This window comes from Williamsia sterculiae (assembly GCF_900156495.1).
GTDB lineage: Bacteria > Actinomycetota > Actinomycetes > Mycobacteriales > Mycobacteriaceae > Williamsia_B > Williamsia_B sterculiae.
Map to the genome: position 1 here is coordinate 89753 of NZ_FTNT01000012.1, position 24210 is coordinate 113962.

Genomic DNA, 24210 nt, shown 5'->3' on the forward strand with positions numbered 1-24210 from the left:
GTTAGTTTATGAGTGTGCGAACTAGAATGCCTCCTCTAAAATTGGTTTTGGTCCACCCGCGCTGGTTGCTACCGGTGGCGTGGGCGACGTTCTGGGTCACCGTGCCGTCGGCGGTGTGGCGGGTGCTCATGATCACCGGATGTCTCCCGGGTACGGAGTCGTTGCGCGACTACGAACTCGGTGACGAGCACCTGGTGAACTATGCCTACGTCTTCGGGCTGAGCGTGGTGCAGCTCGGCACGTCCTACCTCACCGTGGGCCTGGCCAGCCCATGGGGACGACGATGGCGCGGACACGACATCCCGGTCGTGCCGGTGATCGTGGTGGCGACGCTCGGCGGCCTGGCCGTGACCTATCTGTTCACGATCTCCATGACGTCGCAGGTACTCACCGGGTCCCGCCCCGATCAGGGACACGTGAGCGGGCTCGCCCTGTGGGTCATGAGCGCCTGCTACCTACCCATCGTCGCCTGGGGTCCGTTGGAACTGATTGCGACGTACGGCTATTGGTTACGGCGGCGCGGAGTGGTCCGTCTCGCCTGACCACCGGTCAACTCAGGCAGCCAGGACCCAGCAGGGCTTTCAGATCGCCCATCAACGCCGAGCTCGGGGTGACCCGGAGCTTCTCCGCCAATCGCAGCGTGGTCGCCTTGTCGCCGCTGATCAGACGCACGTGCACGTCTGCGGTACCCGGGTGTCGCGCGAGCACCTGCTTGAGTGCGTTCACCCGGTCGGCGGTGCACAGCCGCGTCTGCATGGTCAGACTGACCGGTTTGGCCGTCCCCACCTGTGAGAGATCGGGAACGGCGAGATCGTTGGCGCTGATCATCATGCCGTCGTCGCGCACGTTCACCCGCGCCCGGATCAGTACCACCGCGTCGGGCACGATCTCGAATCCGTACGCCTGATACGACCGCGGGAAGAAATAGACCTCCACCCCGCCGACCATGTCTTCGAGAGTGACCACCGCATACGGCTCGCCCTTCTTGTTCACCCGTCGGGTGACCGAGGAGATGATGCCGCCGATGGTGATCTGTGCACCGTCGGAGACATTGCCCTCCAGCAGCGAGGTGATGGAGGTGTCGGTCTGCGCGGCGACCACGTGCTCGATTCCACCGAGCGGGTGACCGGACACGTAGAGGCCCAACATCTCTCGTTCCAGCGCGAGCTGATGTTTGCTGTCCCAGTGGTCGTCGGGGACCTTGACCGCGAAGGCGTCGTCCGCCACACCCTCGCCACCGCTGTCGCCGAAGAGGTCGAACTGGCCGATGGCCTCGGCCTTCTTCGTGCTCAGGACCGCGTCCACCGCATCCGAGTGGATGAGGAAGAGCCCCTTGCGCGGATGGTTCAACGAGTCGAAGGCGCCGGACTTGATCAGTGACTCGGTGACCTTCTTGGTGCAGGCCACCACGTCGATCTTCGACAGGTAGTCGGAGAAGCTCGCGAACTTCCCGCGCTCGTCACGGGCCCGCAAGACGGCCGACACCACGTTGGTCCCGACGTTGCGGACCGCGGCGAGGCCGAAGCGGATGTCGGAACCGACCGCGGCGAAGTTGCGCGCCGACTCGTTGACGTCCGGCGGCAACACGGTGATGCCCATCTTGCGACAATCGGCGAGGTAGATCGCGGCCTTGTCCTTGTCGTCGCCGACGGAGGTGAGCAGACCCGCCATGTACTCGGCCGGGTAGTTCGCCTTGAGGTACGCCGTCCAGAACGACACCAACCCATATCCGGCGGCGTGTGACTTGTTGAACGCGTAGCCGGCGAACGGGAGGATGGTGTCCCACAACGCCTTGATGGCCGCCGCCGAGAACCCGTTGTCCTTCATGCCCTGCTCGAAGCCCTCGAACTCGGCGGCGAGTACCTCGGCCTTCTTCTTTCCCATTGCGCGACGCAGGATGTCGGCTCGTCCGAGGGAGTACCCGGCGACCTTCTGCGCAACCTGCATGATCTGCTCTTGGTAGACGATCAGACCGTAGGTGTCGGCCAGGATCTCCTTGAGCGGTTCCTCCAACTCCGGGTGGATCGGCTTGATCTGTTGGCGACCGTTCTTGCGGTCCGCGTAGTCGTTGTGGGCGTTCATGCCCATGGGGCCGGGCCGGTACAGCGCGATGACCGCGATGATGTCCTCGAAACCTGTGGGCTGCATACGTTTCAGCAACTCACGCATCGGGCCGCCGTCGAGCTGGAACACACCGAGGGTGTCACCGCGGGACAGCAGCTCGTAGGTGGCGGGGTCGTCGAGGGCGGCGGCGTCGAGATCGAGGTCGACACCGCGGTTGGCCGCGATGTTCTCGATGGTGTCACCGATGACGGTGAGGTTGCGCAGCCCCAGGAAGTCCATCTTCAACAGGCCGATGGCCTCACACGACGGGTAGTCCCAACCGGTGATGATGGCGCCGTCCTGCGCCCGCTTCCACACCGGGATGGCGTCGGTGAGCGGCTCGGAGGACATGATCACCGCGCAGGCGTGCACCCCGGCGTTTCGGATCAAACCCTCCAGTCCGAGAGCGGTGTCGTAGATCTGCTTGACCTCGGGGTCGGTCTCGATCAACGCGCGGACCTCGGACGCCTCGCCGTACCGCTCGTTGTCGGGATCGGTGATGCCCTTGACCGAGATGTCCTTGGCCATGATCGGCGGGGGCAGCGCCTTGGTGATCTTGTCGGCGATCGAGAAACCCGGCTGGCCGAACTGCACGCGCGCCGAGTCCTTGATCGCCGCCTTGGTCTTGATGGTTCCGAAGGTGATGACCTGGGCGACCTTGTCACGACCCCATCGCTCGGTGGCGTAGCGGACCATGTCACCGCGCCTGCGGTCGTCGAAGTCGATGTCGATGTCCGGCATCGACACGCGTTCAGGATTCAGGAATCGCTCGAAGAGCAGTCCGTACGGGATGGGGTCGATGTTGGTGATGCCCAGGGCATAGGCGACCAGCGAACCGGCCGCCGAACCGCGGCCGGGACCCACCCGGATCCCCACCTCGTGGGCATGTTTGATGAGGTCTCCGACCACCAGGAAGTAGGCGGGGAACCCCATCTGGATGATCACGTCGAGCTCGTATGCGGCGCGGTCGGAGTACTCGGTGGGCACGTCGGTGCCACTGAATCGACTCTCGAGACCCTCGAACACCTCCCGACGCAGCCAGGTCTCCTGTGTCTCCCCCGCGGGCACCGGGAACACCGGCATCCGGTCGCGGTGGGTGAACACCTCCTCATAGCTGGTGACCCGCTCGGCGATCTCCAGCGTGGAATCACACGCACCCGGGACCTCGCGATCCCACAGCTCGCGCATCTCCGCGGCCGTCTTCAGGTAGTAGCCGTCGCCGTCGAACTTGAACCGGGTGGGATCCGACAGCGTCTTACCCGTCTGCACGCACAACAGCGCCTCGTGCGTCGATGCACCGTCTCGGGTGACGTAGTGGCAGTCGTTGGTGGCCAACGGCTTGATCCCGAGCTTGCGACCGATCTCGAGGAGACCCGCGCGTACGCGGCTCTCGATCTCGATGCCGTGCTCCATCAGCTCGAGGTAGAAGTTGTCCTTGCCGAAGATCTCCTGCCACTTCGCCGCGGCGGCCAGCGCTTCGTCGACCTGACCGAGTCGCAGGCGGGTCTGTACCTCTCCGGACGGGCAGCCGGTGGTGGCGATGATGCCCTCGGCGTGGTCGGCGATGAGGTCGACATCCATCCGCGACCACTTGCCGAGTTGCCCCTCGATGGAGGCCAGCGAACTGAGTTGGAACAGGTTGCGTAGCCCGGTGGCGTTCTCGGCCACCATCGTCATGTGCGTGTACGCGCCGCTACCGGAGACGTCGTCGGACTTCTGGTCGCGGTTGCCCCATAGCACGCGCTTGGTGTTGAAGCGGGACTCGGGGGCGACGTACGCCTCGATCCCGATGATGGGCTTGATGCCGGTCTTCTTGGCGACGTTGTAGAACTCACTGGCACCGAACATGTTGCCGTGGTCGGTCATGCCGATCGCGGTCATGTCCAGGCGTTGCGCCTCGGCGAACAGCGGATCCACCTTCGCCGCACCGTCGAGCATCGAGTACTCGGTGTGATTGTGCAGGTGAACAAATGAATCGGCCACGAACGCCTCTCACCTAGTTTGGTCAACAGCCCGGTCCGGTCAACGTCTCGCGACAACTCTAGGCGCACCCTCCGACACCCCCGAATCGACACGACCGAGAGTGACGGATGAGACGGACGGGTTTCCACGGGTGGGCCCGGTCGTCGGAAGACGGTCACAACACCAGGTACAACACCGCCGCGGTGACCACCCCGAGCGCCATCAGCGCCGCCAGGATCACCGCCGTCGGGACCGGTCCGCGTGGTGGTGCGACGACGGGTCGGGCGACCGGACGTTGTCGGGTGGGCGCATACGCCGCGCGCGGGGTGGACGCCGCCTGGGTCAACGCCGCCACGAACTGACCACAGCCGGCGAATCGGTGGTCGGGGTCCTTGGCCATGGCCCGCTCCATCACCGCGTCCACCTCGGGCGGCACATCCCCGGCGCGCGACGACAGCCGCGGCACCGGGTCGGCGAGATGACCCCTCATGATCTCTGCGGTCGTCGCTCCGGGGAACGGGGTCTGACCGCAGATCAGATGGAACAGACTCGCGGCCAGCGAGTACTGGTCGGTGCGCGCGTCACAGCGATCGCCGCGCAGTTGTTCCGGTGACGCGTACGACGGGGTGACGAACACCGTGCCCGCCACCGTGGGGTCACCGGCGTCGTCGACGATCTTGGCCAGACCGAAGTCGGTCAGCAGGGCCCGTTCGTCCCCGCGACCGTCGGTCGCGGCGAGCAGGATGTTGGCCGGTTTGACGTCACGATGCAACGAGCCCCGACCATGCGCGTGATCGAGCGCGCCGGCCACCTCTGCGGCCACCCGCAGCGATCGGCGCAACCCCAACCCGGCCCGCAACCTGTCAAGCTCACGTGCCCCATCGGTACCCGGGACGTACTGCATCGCGATCCACAATCGGTCACCCTCGGTGCCGCGGTTGTGGATGGTGACGATGTGCGGATGATCCAGCGCCGCGGCGATCTCGGCCTCGCGCAGGAACCGCGCTCGGAACGCCTCGCCGTCCGGGCCCGCCGTGGCGGTGTCCAACACCTTCACCGCGTCGCTGCGGGGTAGCTCGGGGTGGCGGGCGAGGTACACGATCCCCATCCCACCCCGACCCAGTATCTGCTCGACGCGGTAACCGGCCAGCCGAAACCCGGGAGGCAACGCGGTCACGGCGGTGGAACCGTTGCGGTGTCGGCGGCAGGTCCGGTACTCGAGGTGTCCTCGGGCAACAGGGTGCGCACGGCGAACAATCCGCCCGCGGCGTCGGCAGGGAGAACCTCCACCGCCCGCACCCGCGGATCCGCGGCCACGGTCCGCAACCGATCCGGCGACCCGCGGACGACCAGCGCGATCACGCAGGCACACCCCGAACGCAGACGACTGATCGTCACCGCCGCGATCCGCTGGTCGCGGCTCCCGTCCGGGTCGGGGTCGTTACGAGTCATCAACTCCCCGATCGCGCGATCGCGTGCCGTCCCGATCGCGGACACGCCTGCAGGTTCCACGGTGACCGGTGTGCGCACACCGGGGATCGCCACGTGCAGGACCACCTGCGACAGCGACACCGGGGACACCACGGGCGCCACCTGTCCGTCGGTCAGCGGATCGCGCAACGAGATCAACGCCCATCGCGGCATCGCGTCGTCCGTCGGCACCGCCGTCAGCGTCTGCCGCGCCCGCGCGAGGTAGTCGGACACCGATTCCCCGGTGTCGGGACCGACCACATCGCCCGTGACGGGCGTGGCACGCGGCGGATGGGTCCGCCCGAGCAGATAGCAACCGCCCACGACCAATGCCGCGACGACCGCCACCGTCATCACCGTCGCCGCACCGGACCGGGTCATCCCTCGCGGAGTACGTCGAGCGCGTGCTGCAGATCCTCGGGGTAGTCGCTGGTGAACTCCACCAGCCGCCCGTCCGCGGGATGCGCGAACGACAGCGCCCGTGCGTGCAACCACTGTCGTTCCAACCCCAGCCGTGTGGCCAGCACCGGGTCGGCACCGTAGACCAGGTCACCGGCGCACGGGTGGTGCAATGCGGAGAAATGCACGCGGATCTGATGGGTTCGCCCCGTCTCGAGGTGGACGTCGAGCAAGCTGGCCGCGGCGAACATCTCGAGGGTGTCGTAGTGGGTGACACTGGGTTTGCCAGCTGCGGTGACGGCGAACTTCCACTCGTTACCCGGATGCCTGCCGATGCCGGCGTCGATGGTGCCACCGGGCGGATCCAGGTGTCCCTGCACCAGCGCGTGATAACGCTTGTCGACGGTCCGGTCGCGGAAGGCTCGTTTGAGCAGCGTGTAGGCGCGTTCGCTGACCGCGACCACCATCACCCCCGACGTACCCGCGTCGAGACGGTGCACGATGCCCTGCCGCTCCTGTGCACCACTGGTCGAGATGCGGAACCCGGCGGCGGCCAGCCCGCCGATGACCGTCGGCCCGGTCCACCCGACCGACGGATGCGCCGCCACCCCGACCGGTTTGTCCACCACCACGATGTCGTCGTCGGCGTAGATGATCCGCATGTTCTCCACCGGCCGCGGAACGATCTGGAGCGGTTGACGTGGCTCGGGCAGTGTCACCTCGAGCCAGGCCCCCGCGGCGAGGCGGTGTGACTTGGCGACCGCGACACCGTCGACGCTGACATCGCCGTCGTCGGCCAGTGCTGCGGCGACCGTCCGCGACAGTCCGAGGATGCGGGCGACCCCGGCGTCGAGCCGCATCCCGTCGACACCGTCGGGTACCGGCATCGACCGGCTCTCCCGCATCATCTCCCGTCTCCCCGCTCCCCGTCCGCCAACTCCTCGTCTGCCGACTCTCCATCTGCGGGCCGACGGCTGCCGTCGAGCTCGACCCCGAACAGCGTCAGTGCCACCAGCAGGACCGCACCGCACACCACCGCGGAGTCGGCCACGTTGAACACCGGCCACCAACCCACCGAGATGAAGTCGACCACGTGGCCACGCAGCGGTCCGGGCGCCCGGAACAACCGGTCCACCAGGTTGCCGACGGCACCGCCGAGCACCAGTCCCAGGCCGACCGCCCACCATGCCGACCGCAGCCGACCGCTGAATCGGATGATGCCGATGACCACGCCGACCGCCACCAGCGTCAGCACCCAGGTGTACCCGGTGGCCATCGAGAAGGCGGCACCGCTGTTGCGCACCATCCGCAGGGTGACCGTGGAGCCGACGACGGACACGGGGCGGCCGGGATCGATGGTCGCGACCACCACCGCCTTGGTGATGATGTCACCGATCAGCACCAGGGCCGCGATCCCGCCCAGTGCTACCAACGCGGCGCGCTTACCGCCGACGGCGGTCGAACTCTCCGGCTCGACGGGCCTGGAGGTGTCCTGGTGTTCGCTCGTCACCCGACCATCATCCCGCATGGTCGTCACGGGTCGTACAGCTAGCCTGACCGGGTGTTCCCCTCCAGCCCCCGAACAACGACCGCCCGAGCGTTGACGACCGCTGCGGCGGGGCTGCTCGCGTTGACCGCCTGCGGATCCTCCGGTGGCGGCCCGGCCCCGACCTCTGCTACGGCCCCCACCGGATGTACGACGTCACCGGTGGCGGCGCAGCCCGGTGCGGCCACCATTCCCGTCCCCGCGGCCGACGTCACCGTTCAGACCCCCGGCAGCGCCCCGGCATCGTTGCAACGCCGACCCGACCGCGACGCAGTACAGAAGGTGACGCTGTCGGCCACCTCGACCGCGACGACCATGGACCCCGGGACGTCCGCGTCCGCGGTACCGTCCGCTGCCGCGGGTGGGTCGCAGTTGAATCAGACGGTCGGGTTCCGGTTGGCCGTACAGCGCGGATGCGACGCGTCCGACGACGTCGCGGCGACGGTGCTCGCAGCGACCACCGACGACGCATCGCAACGCACCGACGTGCAGACCGTGGCGGGTACCCGATTCGGGGTGTCGCTGTCGGCGGGATACGCACCGGTCGCGCTGCAGGTGCTGCCCGCGACCACCGCCACCGATGCGGGCCGGTCCACGCTGGAGCAGACCCTGGTGCAGACCATGCAGGAAGCGGTGACGCTGCCGTCGCAGCCGATGGGGGTCGGTGCCCGGTGGGTCGCGACCCGCACGCTCGCCGGTCCGGTGCGACTGACCCAGACGGTGACCGCCATCCTGACGCACCGAGACGGTGACCTGGTGTCGATCGACTTCACCGTCGACGAGCAACCCCAGGATTCCCGATATTCGTTGCCGAACGGCCAGAACCTGACCATCGACAGCTACCGCACCTCCGGCCAGGGGTCGGTCACCATCGACCTCACCCGTGGACTACCCGTGGCGGGTGACACCCGCATCGTCAACGCCCGCTCGTTGAGCGGTGCGGAGGGCAGCACACCGTTGGTCCAGCAGACGACCTTCGAACAGCGGTGGAACACGCGATGACCTCCCCGGGTGGACACCCGAGGAGGTCATCGTGCACACCGGTGAGACGTCAGGAGCAGAGAGCGGTCTTGACGTTGTTGGCCTGCAGCAACGGACACACCGTGGACTTCGCCAGCTTCCAGCGACCCTTGTCGTAGACGATCTGCGCGTCACCACTCTGCGGCGGGCTGCCCGGCAGCGTGATCTGGATCTGCGCCTTGGCGGTGTTGGTGCCGGACTTGGTGACACCCGGAAGGATCTTGTACGTGACGCCCGGGTTGTCCTTCTTTGCCTTGACCAACTTGTCGAAGATCGTCGGATCGGCTTCCGACCCCTGGACCAGGTCGGTCTTGTCCTTGTTCGGGATGTCCGGGTTGAGAGCCTTGGTCAGCATCGCGTTCAACGCCGCGGCGGTCGGCGGCTTCGACGCATCGGTCACCCCCGCGGCGGCGTTCCCCGCGGCCTCACTCGTCGACGTCGCAGCCGACGTCGTGGTGGTGGGGGCCGAGTCGGCGTCGTCCCCGCTGTCGGAACATGCGGAGATGGTCACCAGTGCGACCACCGCCATCCCGGCGGTGACCAGCTTCTGAAGCTTCAAGATCCGTCCTTCGTTCGATCGTGCAGTGCCCGCGGGCACTGATCTGACTGCCGGCCGGACGCCGTAGGACGCCGACATCGCCGACCACTGTAGCCCAGGCCCGTCGCGCGACGGGTCGATCCCGGTCCGCGTGGCAGCCCACCGGATTTGACCTCGACGGCCACCGGGGAAACAGTGACACCGTGACGACAGGCGGCCAGGTGGTGGTGCTGAGCACCGGCGGGACGATCGCGAGCACGCATACCGCGGCGGGGGCGATACCCACCCGTACCGGGGCGCAGCTGGTGGCCGAATCCCCCACCGGCATCCCCGTCGGTGTCCGAGACGTACTGGCCCGTGACGTGCTGGCCAAGGACAGTTCGGCGTTGCTGCCCGTCGATCAGTTGGCGATCGCCGCGGCGGTTCGGGAGGCCCTGATCGACGACGTGCTCGGAGTGGTGGTGACCCACGGCACCGACACCATGGAGGAGACCGCGATCCTGCTCGACCTCACCCACGACGACGCCCGCCCGGTTGTGCTGACCGGGGCGCAGCTGCCCGCTGACGATCCCGACGCCGACGGCCCCGCGAACGTCGCCGCGGCCATCGCGCTGGCCGCCGATCCCGCCCACCGCGACCGCGGGGTCGTGGTCGCACTGGGCAGGACCGTGCTGCCCGCGCGCGGTCTGTTCAAAGCCAGCACGGTGCGCGGACACGCCTTCGACGTGGTGCGTCCGGACCTACCCCGTCCGCTACTGGCGTTCGACGACCGCGCCGACACCCCACGGGTGGAACTGTTGGCCCTCTACCCGGGGTCGGACGGGGCACTGGTGCGCGACGCGGTGAACCGGGGCACCACCGGGCTGGTGGTGATGACCTCCGGATCGGGGAACACCAATCCCGACACCGTGGCGGCACTGGCCGCCGCCATCGGCGGAGGTGTTGCCGTGGTGCTGTGCAGCCGCGTACCCCACGGTCAGGTCCTGGCGACCTATGGCGGTGGCGGGGGCGCGGTCGATCTGCTCGCGGCGGGGGCGGTGCTCTCGACGTGGTTACGAGCCCCACAGGCACGTATCGTGCTGCAGGAGTTGCTGTCCCGTGGCGCGGGTATCGCCGACGTCGCCGACTTCTTCACCCGATCGGGTTGAGCGTTCGGCAGCACCGGTGATCCCCGTCGGGCTGCAGCTCACCAGTCCAGGCTGTCCAGTGGGTCGGCGACGACGAGCGGAGCCGAGTCGACGGGGAAGGTATGTGCCCGTCCCGGGCCGGTGCCGCGGGTCTCGAACCGCACCGTGACCACACCGTGGCCGCAACCCTGGACCCACCCGTGTCCGAACTCCGGATGCCGGACGTCGGCGCCGGTGCGCATGATCGCGGTCCCACCGGTCTGCACCGACGCCGGCGCCCCCTCCTCGGCCGCGAGTTCGGCCTCCGCGGGGGATGCGTCGTCCGCACCCACCACGTCACCGAACAAAGTGAACTGCTCGGTCCTCGAGAGTCCCGCGTACCCCACCCCGACCAGTCGGATGGGTCCGATCTCCAGAGGGTCGATGGCCAACCGTTGTGCGGCCGCGGTGAGCGTGACGGGTTCGGTGGTCGCACTCGCCAGGGTGGTGGAACGGGTGAGGATGGACATGTCGGACTTCTTGAGCTTGAGCACCACCGTGCGTGCTCCCCGACCATCGGTGAGCAGCCGGCGGTGCGCCGATCCGGCCGCCTGCTCAATCGCTTGGCGTAATCGACCCAGGTCCACGATGTCGTCCTCGAAGGTGGACTCCGCGCTGATCTGTTTGGCCGAGGCGCGTTCGGCGACGGGGCGGTCGTCGATGCCCTGGGCCAACCGGTGCAGGGCGGGACCGTTGGTCGTACCGAGTACCGACGCCACCTCCACCGGCGACATCGCGGCGAAGTCACCGATGGTGTCCACACCGAGTCGTTGCAACCGGTCACCGGCCACCGGCCCTATCCCCCACAGCTTGCGGACCGACAGCGGGTGCAGGAACTCCAACTCGCGGCCGGGTTCGATGGCCACCACGCCGTCGGGTTTGGCCAGACCCGAGGCGATCTTGGCGATCTGCTTCCCGCTGCCGAGACCCACCGAGGCCGACAATCCCGTCGCCACGGTGATGGCCGACCGGATCTCCTCGGCGAAGGCGACGGCGTCGTCGCGACCCCGGCCGACGAGTGCGGGCGGTTCCCCGAACGCCTCGTCGAACGACAACATCTCGATGATCGGGAGTCGCTCCCGGACGATGCCGAACACCCGCTCGCTGACCACGCGATAGACGACGCCGCGCGGCGGCACCACCACCGCGGCCGACCCGACCAGCCGTCGGGCCTGATGCATGGGCATCGCCGACCGCGCACCGAACACCCGAGACTCGTAACTCGCACCGGCCACCACACCCCGGCTGCCGACACCACCGACGAGGACCGGGCGGCCCCGGAGAGTCGGGCGGGTCAGCTGCTCCACCGAGGCGAAGAACGCATCCATGTCCATGTGCAGGACCCATCGCGACACACACCCGAGTCTAGTTCGGGTTGGCCGCGTCCAAACATGGGATGTTAGGTTGTTTTCATGCCGTTGATCTCCCCTCCACCGCGGACCAGCTCACTGGTCGTCGACCGGATGCAGCACCTGATCTCCGACGGCGACTGGCCGGTGGGCTCGCGCATCCCCGCCGAACCCGATCTCGTCACGATGTTCGGAGTGGGACGCAACACCATCCGCGAAGCCGTGCGGGCGTTGGAGCACGCGGGTCTGCTGATGCCGCGTCGGGGTGACGGCACCTACGTACGCAGCCGCAACCTCCTCACGGAAGCCCTGGACCGCTGCGCGCGTGGCGAACTCGTCGACCTCCTCTCCACCCGTCGGGCATTGGAGACAGAAGCGGCGGCGCTCGCCGCGGAGCGGACCGATGCCGCCGGCATCGCGGAGCTACGGGAATTGCTGACCACCATCCTGCGGGCACGCGCCGAGGACGACCTCGACGCCCACATCGGCGCGGACCTCGCTCTGCACACGGCCATCGTCGTCGCCTCGGCCAACCCGCTGCTGATCAGCCTCTACGACGGCATCGGAGAGCTGTTGCGCCGCAACCACCCGACGATGGTCGGTGCCGTGCACGGCACCGACACCCACGACAACGGCCCACTCGAGGCGAACAAGGGCCCACTCGACGAGTGGAGCGCCCGGCACCCGTCGACCGGGCCGACAACCCCGTCGAGTGGGCCGAACCGCATCGACGGCCATCGACTGGTGGTCGACGCCATCGCCGCGGGTGATCCCGCCGCGGCGCGCGAGGCCGTGCACAGCTATCTCGACGACGCGATGGAGGCCCTGCGGTGACCGCCACCGAGAACACCACCCGCGCCGACACCGCGCCGACGCGTGGCGTCGCGACGATCGTCACCGCCGTCGGCATCATGCTGGTGGCGGCCAACCTGCGTCCGGCGGTCGTCGGCGTGGCGCCGCTGATCGACGAGATCGGCGGCGACAACGGGTTCAGCAACGCCATCTCAGGTCTGCTGACCACCCTGCCGGTGTTGTTCTTCGGCCTGGCCTCGCCGATCGCGCCGCGTCTGGCCGCCCGTTTCGGTATCGAACGCACCATCTTCGGCGCCCTGGTCACTCTCGTCGTCGCGATGGTGCTGCGCTGGATCCCCGACACCATCCCCCTGTTCGCCGGGTCAGCGTTGATCGGCGCCGCCATCGGCATCTGCAACGTGGTGCTGCCCGCACTGATCAAGCGCGACTTCGCACACCGCTCGGGGCTGATGACCGGCCTGTACTCGATGACGCTCTCGGGTGGCGCCGCATTCGCAGCCGGGGTGACCGCACCGGTCGACGCCGCACTGGGCGGGCACTGGCGGATCACGGTGAACCTGTGGATCCTGCTGGCACTGGTCGCGATGGTGGTGTGGATCCCGCAGCTCACCCGGATGCACACGACGACCGCGTCCCCGGGCGGCCACCTGTGGCGCAACCGGGTGGCCTGGGCCGTGACCATCTTCATGGGTACCCAGTCGCTGGTGTTCTACACCCTCTCCGCCTGGATACCCAGCTATCTGATGGACGTCGGATACTCACGCGGCGCGGCCGGTACGACCCTCGCACTCGCACAGATCGTCGCTCTCACGGCGTCATTGGTCGCCCCGATCATCGCCGGCCGGTTTGCCGATCAGCGTGTGGTGTCGTTCGTGGTCATCGGCATCAGCGCCGTCGGACTGATCGGGTTGGTCACCACCCACCACTGGGTGGTGCTGTGGACGATGCTCACCCTGATCGGGCCGGGTGCGTCCGTCAGCCTCGCGCTGCTCTTCATGGTGTTGCGCAGCAGCTCGACCGCACAGACCGGGCAGGTGTCCGGGATGGCGCAGTTCGTCGGCTACACACTGGCCGCGGTGGGACCGCTCGCGGTCGGCGCGATCCACGACGCCACCGACTCCTGGAGCATCGCGTTCTCGGTGGTCGGACTGGCGCTGGTGTTCCAGGCGGCCGCGACCACTCTCGCCGCACGCAACGTGCGCATGACCCCCTGACCGGTCACCCGGCAGTGGCGGCGGCACGGCGTGCGCCGATGCCGTAGAGCGCCAATCCCCCGAGCAGCCAGCATGCCAGGACGATGATCGGTCCCGTGATGGCGTTGCCGTCGAAGAAGGACATGTCGCGCAGGAGTGACCCGGTGGCGCCGGGTGGCAACAGCTGCCCGATACGACCCCACGGGGTCGGCAACATCTCCGGGGCGCTGGACAACCCCGACAACGGGTTGCCCAGGAATATGAGCAGCACCGCCGCGACCGCCAAACCCTTGCTGCCGAACAGCTCTCGCAACCCGAGGACCATCATGCTGGTGGCGCCGATGCCCAGCATCCCGGCGCCCGCGGTCGTCCAGTAGCCGTGGTCGAAGGTGCCGACGAGAAACCGTAGGACGGCGACCGCGGACAGTCCACCGATGACCGCAACTCCTGCGGCAGCGAGCAGCCGCTCACCGGAACCGCGCAACAGCAGCATGATCACCATGGCACCGATCCAACCGCCGAGAGCCAGCGGGAGTGCACCGGCCGCGAGACCGGTCCCTTTGGGATCCTTGGCCGGAAACGACCGGATGTCGTCGTTGTGCGCGGCCTTCCCGGTGGCTCCGGCCAACTTCTGGCCGATACCGGTGACCGTGGTGGCGACGGTGGGGCTGGCCGCCGAGGCGACGGTGGTGGTGACGTCGTGACCGGTGACGGTGATGGCGGCGTAGACGTCACGGTGTTCGATCGCGGTACGCGCGGCACCGACGGATGGGTACGCCGTGACGTCGAATCCTGGCAACTGCCTGCCCACCTGGGCCGACTGCGCCTCCGAGCCCACCACCGCGATGGGGATGTGATGTGGCGCCGAACGCGCCGCCGGGAGCGCGAAAGCGGTGATCATCGCCCCGAGCAGGATGCCGACGCCGACCACCAGGGCCACCAGCTTTCTCGGGTTGACGGCCCTTCCCGACGCACCGTCGGAGCCGGGTGCGACGACGGCATGGGATGTGGTTCCGGACTTGGCGAGCATCGTCATCGCGCGACCTCCATCGGGACTCTCAATAAGATACGGCTCGTTCCCTAAGAACATAGGCTGGTTCAATAGGAAACGCAACGTTTCTTCAGAAGCTGTTCGGAGGGAGATGCCGGTGACCGTGACACGACCGACCCGACGCCGCGGGGCGGAGCTGGACGCTGCGATCCGCGATGCCGTCCTCGCCGAACTCGCTGCGCACGGCTACCTCGGGCTGACATTCGAGGGGGTGGCCGCGGCCGCTGCGACCAGCAAGGCTGTCCTCTACCGGCGATGGTCCTCCCGGGCCGACATGGTGGTCGCGGCGATGGCCCACGGCAACGGCCCCTTCCCGGACCGTGCACCCGACACCGGTTCGTTGCGGTCGGATCTCATCGCCACCCTGCAGTCGTTCCGATCGGTGCTCGGCGACCATGCCCGATCGACGTTGCTGGGTGTGCTCGCCGACGTCGACCCGGACTCGACAGAGCAGTTGCGGCAGATGTTGTTCGAGAAGTCCTCGGAGATCCTCGCGCCGTTGATCGCCCGCGCGCGGGAGCGCGGCGAACTCGGACCCGCACCGATCCCGCCGCGGGTCGCCGCACTACCGATCGACCTGTTCCGGCACGAGAACCTGCTGCGCGGCAGACTCGACGACCACGACGCGGCAGAGATCGTCGATCAGTGCCTCATCCCGCTGTACCGAGTACACAGTGAGTTGCCCTGAGGTCACCGGATCGCGCCATCACCGACGATGGCGGCCGCCGCCCAGGTGGCCGCCTCCACGTCCGGACCCAGCAGTCCGGTCTGGGTGACGACGAGTTCGGTGGCGCCGGCGTCCAGATACCGTCGCAACCCGTCCTGCACCTCCGCGGCGGAGCCGACCAGGCCCACGTCGGCCGCCCGGCGACCGTCGCCCAACTCGATGACGCGTCGGTACGACGGGATCTGGTCATAGAACGCGGTGGCGTCGGCGAGTGCCGCTCGCCCCGACGCCGGGTCATCGGTGACCAGGGCGGGTACCAACGCGACGACGCGCGGGCGGGGTCTGCCGGCCTCGTCGGCCGCCACCGTCAGCGCCGGGATCACGTGATGTTCGAGGGCGGACGGATCGGCCAGGAAGGGCAGTATCCCGTCGGCGAGACGCCCGGTCACGGCCAGCGCCCGTGGCCCCATCGCGGCGACCAGAATCGGGGCCGGCTCGGCACCCGGCAGCCCCGTCGGTAGAGGTGAGACGGTGTCGATCTCGGTGCCGTGATAGTCGACACCGCCGGTGTGCAAGAGCCGTCGCGTGGCGGTGAGGAACTCCTCGAGCCGACGCGCCGGCTTCCGGTACTGGACTCCGAACGCCGCCTCGGTGGTGGACCGGGTGCCCAGTGCGAGGCCGAGTTCGAACCGACCGTGCGTCGCCGCCTGGGTGGTCTGCGTCTGCGCCGCAACGAGCAGCGGTTGGCGACCGAAGATCGGGACCGCCGAGCTACCGACCGCCACCCCGGGCACCTCGCGACCGATCAGCCCCGCCAGCGCGATCGCGTCGTAGTCGAAGCGCTGCCCGAGCCAGACCGCACCGAGTCCCGCCGCCACCGCCTCGCGGGCGTGCTCGACCACGTTGTCGACGGCATTCCCGGTGCCCGGGAAGGACAGGGCGGTGCCGACTCTCACCGTTCGGTGCGTTGCGCTCACCACCCCGTCAACCACCGGGACCCGCGGTGCAGTCCCGCCTCCCGCCTTCGCCTCAGCGTGATTCTGTGTCTGCGCGGTTCGATGCACGCGTGATCGCGTCCACCCCCCACCGAGCCGGACCGGAGTTCACACCGAGTGGATCTCGAAGATCGGGATGGACGGTGCCACGAAGGCGAGCACCTCGTCGGCGGAGTTCTTGTCCACGGCCGCGCCGTCGGGTCCCGCGGGCAGGAACCTCCCGACCTCCCACCCCCAGCGGACCAGGTACGGCCGCAGCACCGCCACCTTCTCCGCATCGGCGATCTCGACCGCACGTACGGTCTGGGCCCGTCGCCCGGTGCCGAGTTCGGCCGTGCCGGCCACCCGCAGGTTGCGCGACCACTGGGTGTTGCCGCGCGGTGACACCAGGTAACGACGGCCGTCGACCTCCGTCGGATTCACCGGTGTGCGTTGCGGCGTGCCGCTGACGCGTCCGACGACAGTCAGGGACTGCGCACCGGCCGGGCCCAGGCCGCGATCGGCCAGCCGGCGGATCAGGGCGTTCATGGCGGCTTCCATCCGGGAGTCGGGAACGCGGTAGTGCGTGGGTGCGGTCATGGGGAATTCTCCTGCCGTGCGTCGGTGTCAGACTTCGAGAGCACCGCTCTCGAATTTGAGTGTGCACCCCTGCCGACCGGAATGCAAGAGCACCGCTCTCCTTTCTGGCAGAATGATCTGCCATGCCCACCCGTGCCGAGAACCGCCGTGAGATCGAGTCCCAGATCGTCCGGCTGGGTCGTGACCACCTACGCACCCACGGCGCGGCGGGGTTGTCGCTGCGGGCGATCGCTCGCGACCTCGGCATGGTGTCGTCGGCGGTCTATCGCTACGTGGCCAACCGCGACGACCTGCTGACCCTGCTGCTGGTGCAGGGGTACACCGATCTCGCCGACACGGTCGACACCGCCCTGTCCGGGACGGGGAACGCGCGGGCACAGCTGGTGGCGACGGCCACCGCGGTCCGCACCTGGGCCATCGGCGATCCGGCCCGGTGGGCACTGCTCTACGGCAGCCCGGTACCGGGGTATCAGGCACCCGCCGACCAGACGTCGGTACCGGGCACCCGCGTCGTCGGCCGGATCCTGGAGATCCTCAGCGCGGTCACGCACGCACCCGAGACGGATCAGCGGGGGTACGCCGCGTTGACCGCCGACTTCGACACCATCCGCGACCAGTTCGACGTGCATGTCGACGACGCGCTCCTCGCCCGCGGCATCGCATTCTGGTCGACGATGATCGGTGCGGTGAGCCTGGAGGTGTTCGGCCAGTACGGAACCGACACCTTGCGGGATCCGACGGCGCTGTTCGACGCCGTGATCGCCGACGCCGCCGACCGGGTGGTCGGCGACTGAGCCGATCGCCCGCGGGTGGTCAGCTCGCCGCGACCTTCCGCAAGGTGGCGTGCACACCGTCACCGAGGTCCTGCCAGTCACCGCCGTCGTGCACCACATCGGCGCCGAGCACCTCGAGTTCCACGGCCAGCACCTCCCCCGCGATGAGGTCACGATGCCGGTTCGCCCACTCCGACCGCGAGTCCGGCACCGCGAGTCGCACCGCGATGCGGTCGGAGACGTCCAGTCCGGCCCGGCGTCGGGCATCCTGCAGTTCGCGGATACGGTCCTTGGCCCAGCCCTCGGCCTCGAGCGCCTCGGTGACCGCGGTGTCGAGCACCACCAGCCCCCGCCCTTCGGGCAGCTCGGCGGTCGACTCCGGTTCCACGGCAACCAACTTGCGGGTGAACTCACCCGGCAGCAGATCGATGCCGTCGGCGGTGACGATCTCCTCGGCACCGTCGGTTCGCACCGACCACGCGCCTGATTTCACCGCCTTGATGGCCCGCTGCACGTCCTTACCCAACCGCGGTCCGGCCGCACGCGCGTTGATCGCGAGCTCCACCCGTCCGAAAGCTTCGGCGTCGGTGGTCAACCGCACCGATTTCACGTTCATCTCGTCGGCGATGAGGTCGGTGTAGGGCGCCAGCCGATCGGCGGCGGGTGCGGCCACGGTGAGACCCGGCAGCGGCAGTCGCACCCGCAGTTTGTTGGCCTTCCGCAGACTCGACGCGGTGGAGCAGACCGCCTGCACGTCGTCCATGGTGGCCACCAATTCGGCGTCGTGGGGCAGTTCGTCCGCCGACGGCCAGTCGGTGAGGTGCACCGAGCGGCCACCGGTCAACCCACGCCAGATCACCTCCGTGATCAACGGCAGCAACGGCGCGGCCAGACGACTCGCCACCTCGAGCACGGTGTAGAGCGTGTCGAAGGCATCCGGGTCCACGTCCTGACCGGCCCAGAACCGCGCACGCGACCGCCGCACGTACCAATTGGTCAGCGCCTCACAGAAGTTGCGGAACTCCTCGCAGGCGCCCGCGACGTCGTAACTCTGCAACTGCGCTGTCATGGCATCGCGGGTGGCGGCCAGCTTGGCCAGGATGTACCGGTCGAGGACGGCCGGCGAGTCGGTGCGCCAGGTGGCATCCCGGTCGGCGTAGAGCTGCAGGAAGCTGTAGGCATTCCACAGCGGCAGCAGTGCCTGACGCACCCCCTCCCGGATTCCCCGTTCGGTGACCACCAGGTTGCCGCCACGCAGGATCGGTGAGGCCATCAGGAACCACCGCATCGCATCCGAGCCGTCGCGGTCGAAGACCTCGTTGACATCCGGGTAGTTGCGCTTGGACTTGGACATCTTCTGGCCGTCATCACCCAGCACGATGCCGTGTGCGGACACCGATGTGAACGCCGGACGGTCGAACAGCGCGGTGGCCAGCACGTGCAGGTTGTAGAACCAGCCACGGGTCTGACCGTTGTACTCCACGATGAAGTCACCCGGGTTGTGCGGCTCCATCCCCTGCGCCGAATCGCCGTCATCATTCCCCGTCGCTGCGCTCGCCCCGTCCTGATCCCCCGTCGCTGCGCTCGCCCCGTCGAACCACGCCGTGTTCTCGAACGGATAGTGCACCTGCGCATAGGGCATCGACCCGGACTCGAACCAGCAGTCGAGCACCTCGGGGACCCGGCGCATGGTCGAGCGCCCGGTCGGGTCGTCCGGGTTGGGGCGGGTCAGCTCATCGATGTGCGGTCGGTGCAGGTCGGTGGGCCGCACCCCGAAATCGCGCTCCAACTCGTCCAGCGAGCCGTACACGTCGACCCGCGGATGTTCCGGGTCGTCGGACATCCACACCGGGATCGGCGCACCCCAGAACCGATTCCGGCTGATGTTCCAGTCCTTGGCGCCCTCGAGCCACTTGCCGAACTGACCGTCGCGGATGTGCGCGGGCGACCAGGTGATCTGCTGGTTGAGCTCCAGCATCCGGGGTTTGAACTCGTTGACGGCGACGAACCATGACGGGACCGCCATGTAGATCAACGGCTTTCCCGACCGCCACGAGTGCGGATAGGAGTGTTCGATGGTCTCGTGGCGCAAGATGCGACCCTCGGACTTGAGATCCTTGATGATCACCGGGTTGGCGTCGAAGACCTGCAGGCCCTCGTACGGCGGCACCATCGACGTGAAGCGACCGCCCGGGTCGAGGGGCTGGACCACCTCGATGCCGTTGGCGGTGGCGACGTCCATGTCCTCCTCACCGAAGGCCGGTGCCAGATGCACCACTCCGGTGCCACTCTCGGTGGTGACGTAACCGGCCAGCAGCACCCGGTGCGCACCGGGGTGGTCGACGAAGAAGTCGAACGGCGGCCGGTACCCCAGGCCCTCCAGGTCGGCACCGCGGTAGGTGCCCAACACCTCCGGGTGGTCGCCGAGTTCCGCCCGGTAGGCGCCGAGACGTGCAGTGGCCAGAAGATATTCGGTGCCGTCGGCACCGCGGACGTGACTGTATTCGGTGTCCGGATGCACGGCGATGGCCAGGTTGGACGGCAGCGTCCACGGGGTGGTGGTCCAGATGAGGGCGTTCACGCCGTCGAGCGCGGAGAGCGCACCGTCGGCACGCAGCGGCATGGTCACCGTGACCGCCGGGTCCTGACGCATCTTGTAGGCGTCGTCGAGCTTGCTCTCCTGATTGCTCAACGGTGTCTGCTCGTACCAGCTGTAGGGCAGCACCCGGTAGCCCTGGTAGATCAACCCCTTGTCGTGAAGACGTTTGAACGCCCACATCACCGACTCCATGAAGTCGATGTCGAGGGTCTTGTAGTCGTTGTCGAAGTCGACCCAACGAGCCTGGCGGGTGACGTAGTCGCGCCACTCGCCGGTGTACCGCAGCACCGACGTGCGGCAGTAGTCGTTGAACTCGGCGACACCCATGGACTCGATCTGCGCCTTGTCGGTGATGCCGAGCTGTCGCTCGGCCTCGAGTTCGGCGGGCAGACCGTGGGTGTCCCAGCCGAACCGGCGGTCGACGCGCTTACCGAGCATGGTCTGGAATCGCGGTACGAGGTCCTTGACGTACCCGGTCAGCAGGTGGCCGTAGTGCGGCAGGCCGTTGGCGAACGGAGGGCCGTCGTAGAAGACGAACTCCGGCGCGCCCTGCCGGTTGGCGATGGACGCGGCGAAGGTGTCGTCATCACGCCAGAAGTCGAGGACCCGCCGCTCCAGGTCGGGGAACGACGGTGCGCTCGCGCCGATCCCATCGGTCAGATCGACCTTGGGGTACGCGCGTCGATGGACGGCGGGGACCTGCTGTTCAGGGCTCGGGTCCACAGCGGTCTCGGTCATCGGGTCTCCTCGTGCCAGGTGTCACTCGTCAGGCACGGGGACGACGACACTCGCCGCGGTACCACCCCGCTTGCGCCGCCAGGGCGCCACTCGTTCTTCTACGGCGGTTTCGGGCCGCGACCGTCCGGTTCTACTGCGGCGGCTGTCCACCGGTTCTTCCGGATGCTCCCCGGTGATGGCCGGATCGTCGCATGTGCACGCTCATGGTAGCGCGGTCGTCCAGGTGAATGAACTCACGCCTCAGTCGTCACCGGGGGCCCGGTGTCGGGCGCGCCGCTGCGGCGCATCGTCGAGGGACGGCACCGGATCGCGATGGACCGGGATCTCCTCGGTCGGGGGATCGTCGGCTCCGCGCCGAAAGGGATGCGAACCCACCGGATGAGCACCCACCGGATGAGCGCCCCCCGACCGATCCGCGTCCAGATCTTCGTGGTCGGTGGGGTCTTTGTGGTCAGGGGGGTGTCCGTGGTCGGGACCCGCCCCGGCCCCCGCTGGAGGGGCATGCTCGCCTGTCGACCGCTCGACCCGCGTGTCCGCGTCGGACCGGTCGCCGTCGTCGGTGCGCTGCCGCTCTCCGTGGTCGCGCGCGTCGTCGGCGTGGGCACGGTCGTCGCGAGTCCCGTCACCGTGGGACTCGTCACCGTGGGACTCGTCACCGTGGGACTTGTCGCCCTCGTCCGCGACTTCTTCACCGTCCGGACGGTCGTCGTCGCGCTCGCGATGGGATCCGATGCCCACGATGTCGGCGACCAGGAACCCGATCCCGATCACCGCCACCACGATGCAGGCGACAGCCAGCCACAGGCTGCCGATGACCAACGCGACCACCAGCAGCGCGAAACCGATGAGAGTCGCCGCCAGGGCGATCAGCAACATCTGTACACGCTCCCGTCACATCGGTCGACGGCCGCCCCGCGATCAGTTACCGGACTTGGTGAACCCACCGCTGTTGGTGAAGCCACCGTTACCCGGATCCGAGGAGAATGCATCGCCGCGGCTGTTGTCGACCGGCTCGGCGCTCCCCCGCTGCTGCAACTCCTCGAGCTGCGATTCGAGGTAGGTCTTCAGGCGGGTCCGGTATTCGCGCTCGAAGGTCTTGAGCTGCTCGATCCGGCTCTCCAGCACGCCTCGCTGCTGGTTGATCGTGCTCATGATCTCGGTGTGCTTGCGCTCGGCGTCGGAGGTGAGGGCGTCGGCCTTCTCCTGTGCCTGGCGGGTCTGCGTTTCCGACCGCGTCTGCGCGTCGGCCAGGATCGCCTCCGACCGCTGACGAGCGTCGGTGAGCATTGCCTCCGACTTGGTCCGGGCTTCGCCGACCATCGAGTCCGCGCGCGAACGCGCGTCGGCCAGCAGGGCCTCGGACTCGCTGCGAGCGTTGGTGGTCAACCGGTCGGCGGTCTCCTGCGCCAGACCCAACACCTTGGCGGCGCGCACGTGCGCGTCGTCCCCGGTCTGGGTGACCGACGACGATGCCGCGGCCGCAGCCGGTGCCGCGGTGCTCTCCGCAGGCGCAGCCGTGGTCTCGTGTGCCGACGCGGCGTAGCTCGGTGCCGACGGTTGGGCGAAGGTCTGCGTGGCCTCGGTGGACTGCGTGCTGCCCTGGCCGCTCTTGGCCTGCGACAGGTCGGTCTCGAGATCCTCGACCTTCTGTTTCAGCTCGGAGTTCTCCTCGAGCAGCCGCGCGAGCTCGGCCTCGACGAAGTCCAGGAACTGGTCGACCTCGTCCTCGTTGTAACCGCGTTTACCGATCGGCGGCTTACTGAACGCGACGTTGTGTACATCAGCTGGTGTCAGCCGCATTGTCGGGTCCCCTTTTGTGGCGTTGTTCGATCTTATGGACGTGTTGTCAGGTCCGAAGCATCGGATCGTGATGATTATTCACGATCCGAACGCTGCGGTGTAACTGGCGTCCCATCCTGTCACAGTAGAGACGTTTCGTCGCACCCGTGGAGTCATTCCGAGAAAATCGACCGTCGTACACCCGGATGTCTCCGACGTGTCAAGGGTACTTGTCCGATTCTGCGGTATCAGGCCGACCACCGGGTCGGATGCGACGAGTCCATGTCAGACGCGGACCAACTGCATCGCGATCAACACCACGATCATCGTGATCATCAACGACAGGTCCAGCCGCACAGGGCCCAAAGGGATCGGCGGCAAGATCTTGCGCAGGGCTTTGATGGGCGGATCGGTCGCGGTGAAGATCACCTCGATGACCACCACCGCGGCACCGGTGGGCCGCCACTCCCTGGCGAAAGTCCGGACCAGCTCGATGACCAGGCGGCCGAGCAACAACAACCAATAGACGAACAGGACGTACCAGACGATGTGCAGAACGGTGGTCACATCACAACTCTGCCTGATCGACACGCCTGACGCCCGACCGGTCGGTCGGACCCGGCGTCACGAGTGGTTGTAGAAGCCGGTCTCGGCGATCTTGCGGCGGTCTTCGGGTGAGACGTCGATGTCGGCCGGCGAGAGGAGGAACACCTTGGTGGCGACCTTGTCGAAAGAACCACGTAGCGCAAAAGCCAGGCCGGCGGCGAAGTCCACCAACCGCTTGGCATCGTCGTTGCTCATGTCGACCAGGTCCATGATGACCGGGCTGCCGTCACGGAACCGCTCACCGATGGTGCGAGCCTCGCTGTAGTCGCTCGGACGCAGCGTGGTGATCTTGGCCAACGGACTCTCCTCGTCGAACAGCCGGTTGACGTCCTGGTCGGCGCGATGATCGACGGCGAGCGCGGACCGTCCACCGCCGACGGCAGCGCGGCGCGGAGCCATCCGGGTGGCCGCCGCACGCGCGGTCAGCGGCTCCAGGCGGGCGACCTCGGGTGCGCCGGCGTGTGCGACGAAGCGCGCCTCGGCGGGTGCCCGGCGGGCGCCCGCGTGGACGAATTCGGGGGCACGGGCGTAGCTGCGCTCGACGGCCTCGTCCTGGTACTGCCTGCCCGCATACGCGGCATCCTCGTAGGCCGGCTCCTCGTATGCGCGATCGAAGTCGTCCGGGTACGCCTCCCGATAGGAGGTGTCACCGTAGTAGTCGTCGCGGTAGGTGCGCTCGTACCGCTCGCGAGGGTCCTCACGGCGCGGGCGCGGCGCCATGTCGTCGAGGTAATCGTCTTCGTACTCGTCCGGCGGAACCATTCCGAAGTACGCCTTGAACTTCTGCATCGTCGTCATCGCGTTGCCTTCCTGCCCGGTCGTACTTCTCGAGTCCGCCCCCGAGATGATGTCGGCGTTCCCGCC

The 24210-nt window shown here is 68.0% G+C and carries 22 protein-coding genes; 7 read left to right on the plus strand and 15 right to left on the minus strand.

The window, feature by feature from the left end; genetic code table 11:
* Nucleotides 1-41: 41 nt before the first annotated feature.
* Nucleotides 42-542: a hypothetical protein gene (locus tag BW971_RS17770; RefSeq protein ID WP_143690446.1), complete on the plus strand. Its 501-nt coding sequence runs from the start codon at nucleotides 42-44 to the stop codon at nucleotides 540-542.
* Nucleotides 543-549: 7 nt separating this feature from the next.
* Here the strand turns inward: BW971_RS17770 and dnaE are convergent, their stop codons facing one another.
* From dnaE to lspA, 5 genes are all read right to left on the minus strand, one after another.
* Nucleotides 550-4086 carry a DNA polymerase III subunit alpha gene (dnaE, locus tag BW971_RS17775; protein ID WP_076482370.1) on the minus strand — a complete coding sequence of 1179 codons (3537 nt, stop codon included), beginning with the start codon at nucleotides 4084-4086 and terminating at the stop codon, nucleotides 550-552.
* Nucleotides 4087-4240: 154 nt separating this feature from the next.
* Nucleotides 4241-5242, minus strand: coding sequence for a serine/threonine-protein kinase (locus tag BW971_RS17780; RefSeq protein WP_076482372.1), 1002 nt, complete (start codon nucleotides 5240-5242; stop codon nucleotides 4241-4243).
* On the minus strand, nucleotides 5239-5916 hold the full coding sequence (locus tag BW971_RS17785) for a hypothetical protein (RefSeq protein ID WP_076482374.1): 678 nt from the start codon (nucleotides 5914-5916) through the stop codon (nucleotides 5239-5241). Before BW971_RS17785 ends, BW971_RS17780 begins: the two co-directional genes overlap by 4 nt.
* Nucleotides 5913-6839: an RluA family pseudouridine synthase gene (locus tag BW971_RS17790; RefSeq protein WP_076482376.1), complete on the minus strand. Its 927-nt coding sequence runs from the start codon at nucleotides 6837-6839 to the stop codon at nucleotides 5913-5915. The genes BW971_RS17785 and BW971_RS17790 overlap by 4 nt, the downstream gene beginning before the upstream one ends.
* A complete protein-coding gene (gene lspA, locus BW971_RS17795; RefSeq protein ID WP_076482484.1) occupies nucleotides 6839-7462 on the minus strand; it encodes a signal peptidase II in 624 nt (207 codons plus the stop codon). The genes BW971_RS17790 and lspA overlap by 1 nt, the downstream gene beginning before the upstream one ends.
* Nucleotides 7463-7495: 33 nt before the next feature.
* On the opposite strand from lspA, the gene BW971_RS17805 reads away from it, so the two are divergent.
* The gene (locus BW971_RS17805) at nucleotides 7496-8482 is read left to right on the plus strand and encodes a hypothetical protein (RefSeq protein ID WP_143690447.1); all 987 of its coding nucleotides are present in this window, start codon (nucleotides 7496-7498) and stop codon (nucleotides 8480-8482) included.
* A gap of 49 nt (nucleotides 8483-8531) precedes the next feature.
* Here BW971_RS17805 and BW971_RS17810 read toward each other — a convergent pair whose 3' ends face one another.
* Entirely contained in the window at nucleotides 8532-9059 is a 528-nt protein-coding gene (locus BW971_RS17810; protein WP_076482485.1) for a WKL family lipoprotein, read from the minus strand.
* A 182-nt stretch (nucleotides 9060-9241) separates the two neighbouring features.
* Between BW971_RS17810 and BW971_RS17815 the strand changes: the two genes are divergently transcribed.
* Entirely contained in the window at nucleotides 9242-10186 is a 945-nt protein-coding gene (locus BW971_RS17815; protein ID WP_076482382.1) for an asparaginase domain-containing protein, read from the plus strand.
* A gap of 38 nt (nucleotides 10187-10224) precedes the next feature.
* On the opposite strand, the gene BW971_RS17820 is transcribed toward BW971_RS17815, so the two are convergent.
* Complete coding sequence (locus BW971_RS17820) at nucleotides 10225-11538, minus strand: DNA polymerase IV (RefSeq protein WP_083710292.1); 1314 nt, start codon at nucleotides 11536-11538, stop codon at nucleotides 10225-10227.
* Nucleotides 11539-11616: 78 nt separating this feature from the next.
* Between BW971_RS17820 and BW971_RS17825 the strand changes: the two genes are divergently transcribed.
* Together BW971_RS17825 and BW971_RS17830 are read left to right on the plus strand one after the other, a co-directional pair.
* Nucleotides 11617-12387 carry a FadR/GntR family transcriptional regulator gene (locus BW971_RS17825; protein ID WP_076482384.1) on the plus strand — a complete coding sequence of 257 codons (771 nt, stop codon included), beginning with the start codon at nucleotides 11617-11619 and terminating at the stop codon, nucleotides 12385-12387.
* A complete protein-coding gene (locus BW971_RS17830; RefSeq protein WP_076482386.1) occupies nucleotides 12384-13580 on the plus strand; it encodes a CynX/NimT family MFS transporter in 1197 nt (398 codons plus the stop codon). Before BW971_RS17825 ends, BW971_RS17830 begins: the two co-directional genes overlap by 4 nt.
* 4 nt (nucleotides 13581-13584) lie before the next feature.
* Here the strand turns inward: BW971_RS17830 and BW971_RS17835 are convergent, their stop codons facing one another.
* On the minus strand, nucleotides 13585-14595 hold the full coding sequence (locus BW971_RS17835) for an ABC-2 transporter permease (RefSeq protein WP_234974468.1): 1011 nt from the start codon (nucleotides 14593-14595) through the stop codon (nucleotides 13585-13587).
* A gap of 112 nt (nucleotides 14596-14707) precedes the next feature.
* Here BW971_RS17835 and BW971_RS17840 point away from each other — a divergent pair, with 112 nt between their 5' ends.
* Nucleotides 14708-15298 carry a TetR/AcrR family transcriptional regulator gene (locus BW971_RS17840; RefSeq protein WP_159441883.1) on the plus strand — a complete coding sequence of 197 codons (591 nt, stop codon included), beginning with the start codon at nucleotides 14708-14710 and terminating at the stop codon, nucleotides 15296-15298.
* A 2-nt stretch (nucleotides 15299-15300) separates the two neighbouring features.
* Here the strand turns inward: BW971_RS17840 and BW971_RS17845 are convergent, their stop codons facing one another.
* Both BW971_RS17845 and BW971_RS17850 read right to left on the minus strand, forming a co-directional pair.
* Complete coding sequence (locus BW971_RS17845) at nucleotides 15301-16233, minus strand: TIGR03564 family F420-dependent LLM class oxidoreductase (RefSeq protein WP_076482390.1); 933 nt, start codon at nucleotides 16231-16233, stop codon at nucleotides 15301-15303.
* Between the two features lie 147 nt (nucleotides 16234-16380).
* A complete protein-coding gene (locus BW971_RS17850) occupies nucleotides 16381-16851 on the minus strand; it encodes a nitroreductase/quinone reductase family protein (RefSeq protein ID WP_076482392.1) in 471 nt (156 codons plus the stop codon).
* Nucleotides 16852-16973: 122 nt separating this feature from the next.
* On the opposite strand from BW971_RS17850, the gene BW971_RS17855 reads away from it, so the two are divergent.
* Entirely contained in the window at nucleotides 16974-17645 is a 672-nt protein-coding gene (locus tag BW971_RS17855) for a TetR/AcrR family transcriptional regulator (protein ID WP_076482394.1), read from the plus strand.
* A 19-nt stretch (nucleotides 17646-17664) separates the two neighbouring features.
* Here BW971_RS17855 and ileS read toward each other — a convergent pair whose 3' ends face one another.
* From ileS to BW971_RS17880, 5 genes are all read right to left on the minus strand, one after another.
* A complete protein-coding gene (gene ileS, locus BW971_RS17860; protein ID WP_076482396.1) occupies nucleotides 17665-20961 on the minus strand; it encodes an isoleucine--tRNA ligase in 3297 nt (1098 codons plus the stop codon).
* A gap of 240 nt (nucleotides 20962-21201) precedes the next feature.
* Nucleotides 21202-21837: a hypothetical protein gene (locus BW971_RS17865; protein ID WP_076482399.1), complete on the minus strand. Its 636-nt coding sequence runs from the start codon at nucleotides 21835-21837 to the stop codon at nucleotides 21202-21204.
* 42 nt (nucleotides 21838-21879) lie between these two features.
* On the minus strand, nucleotides 21880-22761 hold the full coding sequence (wag31, locus tag BW971_RS17870; RefSeq protein ID WP_076482401.1) for a DivIVA-like cell division protein Wag31: 882 nt from the start codon (nucleotides 22759-22761) through the stop codon (nucleotides 21880-21882).
* Between the two features lie 264 nt (nucleotides 22762-23025).
* The gene (locus tag BW971_RS17875) at nucleotides 23026-23307 is read right to left on the minus strand and encodes a YggT family protein (protein ID WP_076482403.1); all 282 of its coding nucleotides are present in this window, start codon (nucleotides 23305-23307) and stop codon (nucleotides 23026-23028) included.
* Between the two features lie 57 nt (nucleotides 23308-23364).
* Nucleotides 23365-24144 carry a cell division protein SepF gene (locus BW971_RS17880; protein WP_076482488.1) on the minus strand — a complete coding sequence of 260 codons (780 nt, stop codon included), beginning with the start codon at nucleotides 24142-24144 and terminating at the stop codon, nucleotides 23365-23367.
* Nucleotides 24145-24210: the final 66 nt, after the last annotated feature.

What these genes read in the sequence shown, in the direction of transcription:
- BW971_RS17825 (WP_076482384.1), top strand. Translation starts at nt 11,617, where the DNA reads ATGCCGTTGATCTCCCCTCCACCGCGGACCAGCTCACTGGTCGTCGAC.
- BW971_RS17850 (WP_076482392.1), bottom strand. Translation starts at nt 16,851, where the DNA reads ATGACCGCACCCACGCACTACCGCGTTCCCGACTCCCGGATGGAAGCC.
- ileS (WP_076482396.1), bottom strand. Translation starts at nt 20,961, where the DNA reads ATGACCGAGACCGCTGTGGACCCGAGCCCTGAACAGCAGGTCCCCGCC.
- BW971_RS17865 (WP_076482399.1), bottom strand. Translation starts at nt 21,837, where the DNA reads ATGTTGCTGATCGCCCTGGCGGCGACTCTCATCGGTTTCGCGCTGCTG.
- BW971_RS17785 (WP_076482374.1), bottom strand. Translation starts at nt 5,916, where the DNA reads ATGACCCGGTCCGGTGCGGCGACGGTGATGACGGTGGCGGTCGTCGCG.
- wag31 (WP_076482401.1), bottom strand. Translation starts at nt 22,761, where the DNA reads ATGCGGCTGACACCAGCTGATGTACACAACGTCGCGTTCAGTAAGCCG.
- BW971_RS17835 (WP_234974468.1), bottom strand. Translation starts at nt 14,595, where the DNA reads ATGACGATGCTCGCCAAGTCCGGAACCACATCCCATGCCGTCGTCGCA.
- BW971_RS17820 (WP_083710292.1), bottom strand. Translation starts at nt 11,538, where the DNA reads ATGGACATGGATGCGTTCTTCGCCTCGGTGGAGCAGCTGACCCGCCCG.
- BW971_RS17790 (WP_076482376.1), bottom strand. Translation starts at nt 6,839, where the DNA reads ATGCGGGAGAGCCGGTCGATGCCGGTACCCGACGGTGTCGACGGGATG.
- lspA (WP_076482484.1), bottom strand. Translation starts at nt 7,462, where the DNA reads ATGCGGGATGATGGTCGGGTGACGAGCGAACACCAGGACACCTCCAGG.
- BW971_RS17855 (WP_076482394.1), top strand. Translation starts at nt 16,974, where the DNA reads ATGCCCACCCGTGCCGAGAACCGCCGTGAGATCGAGTCCCAGATCGTC.
- BW971_RS17880 (WP_076482488.1), bottom strand. Translation starts at nt 24,144, where the DNA reads ATGACGACGATGCAGAAGTTCAAGGCGTACTTCGGAATGGTTCCGCCG.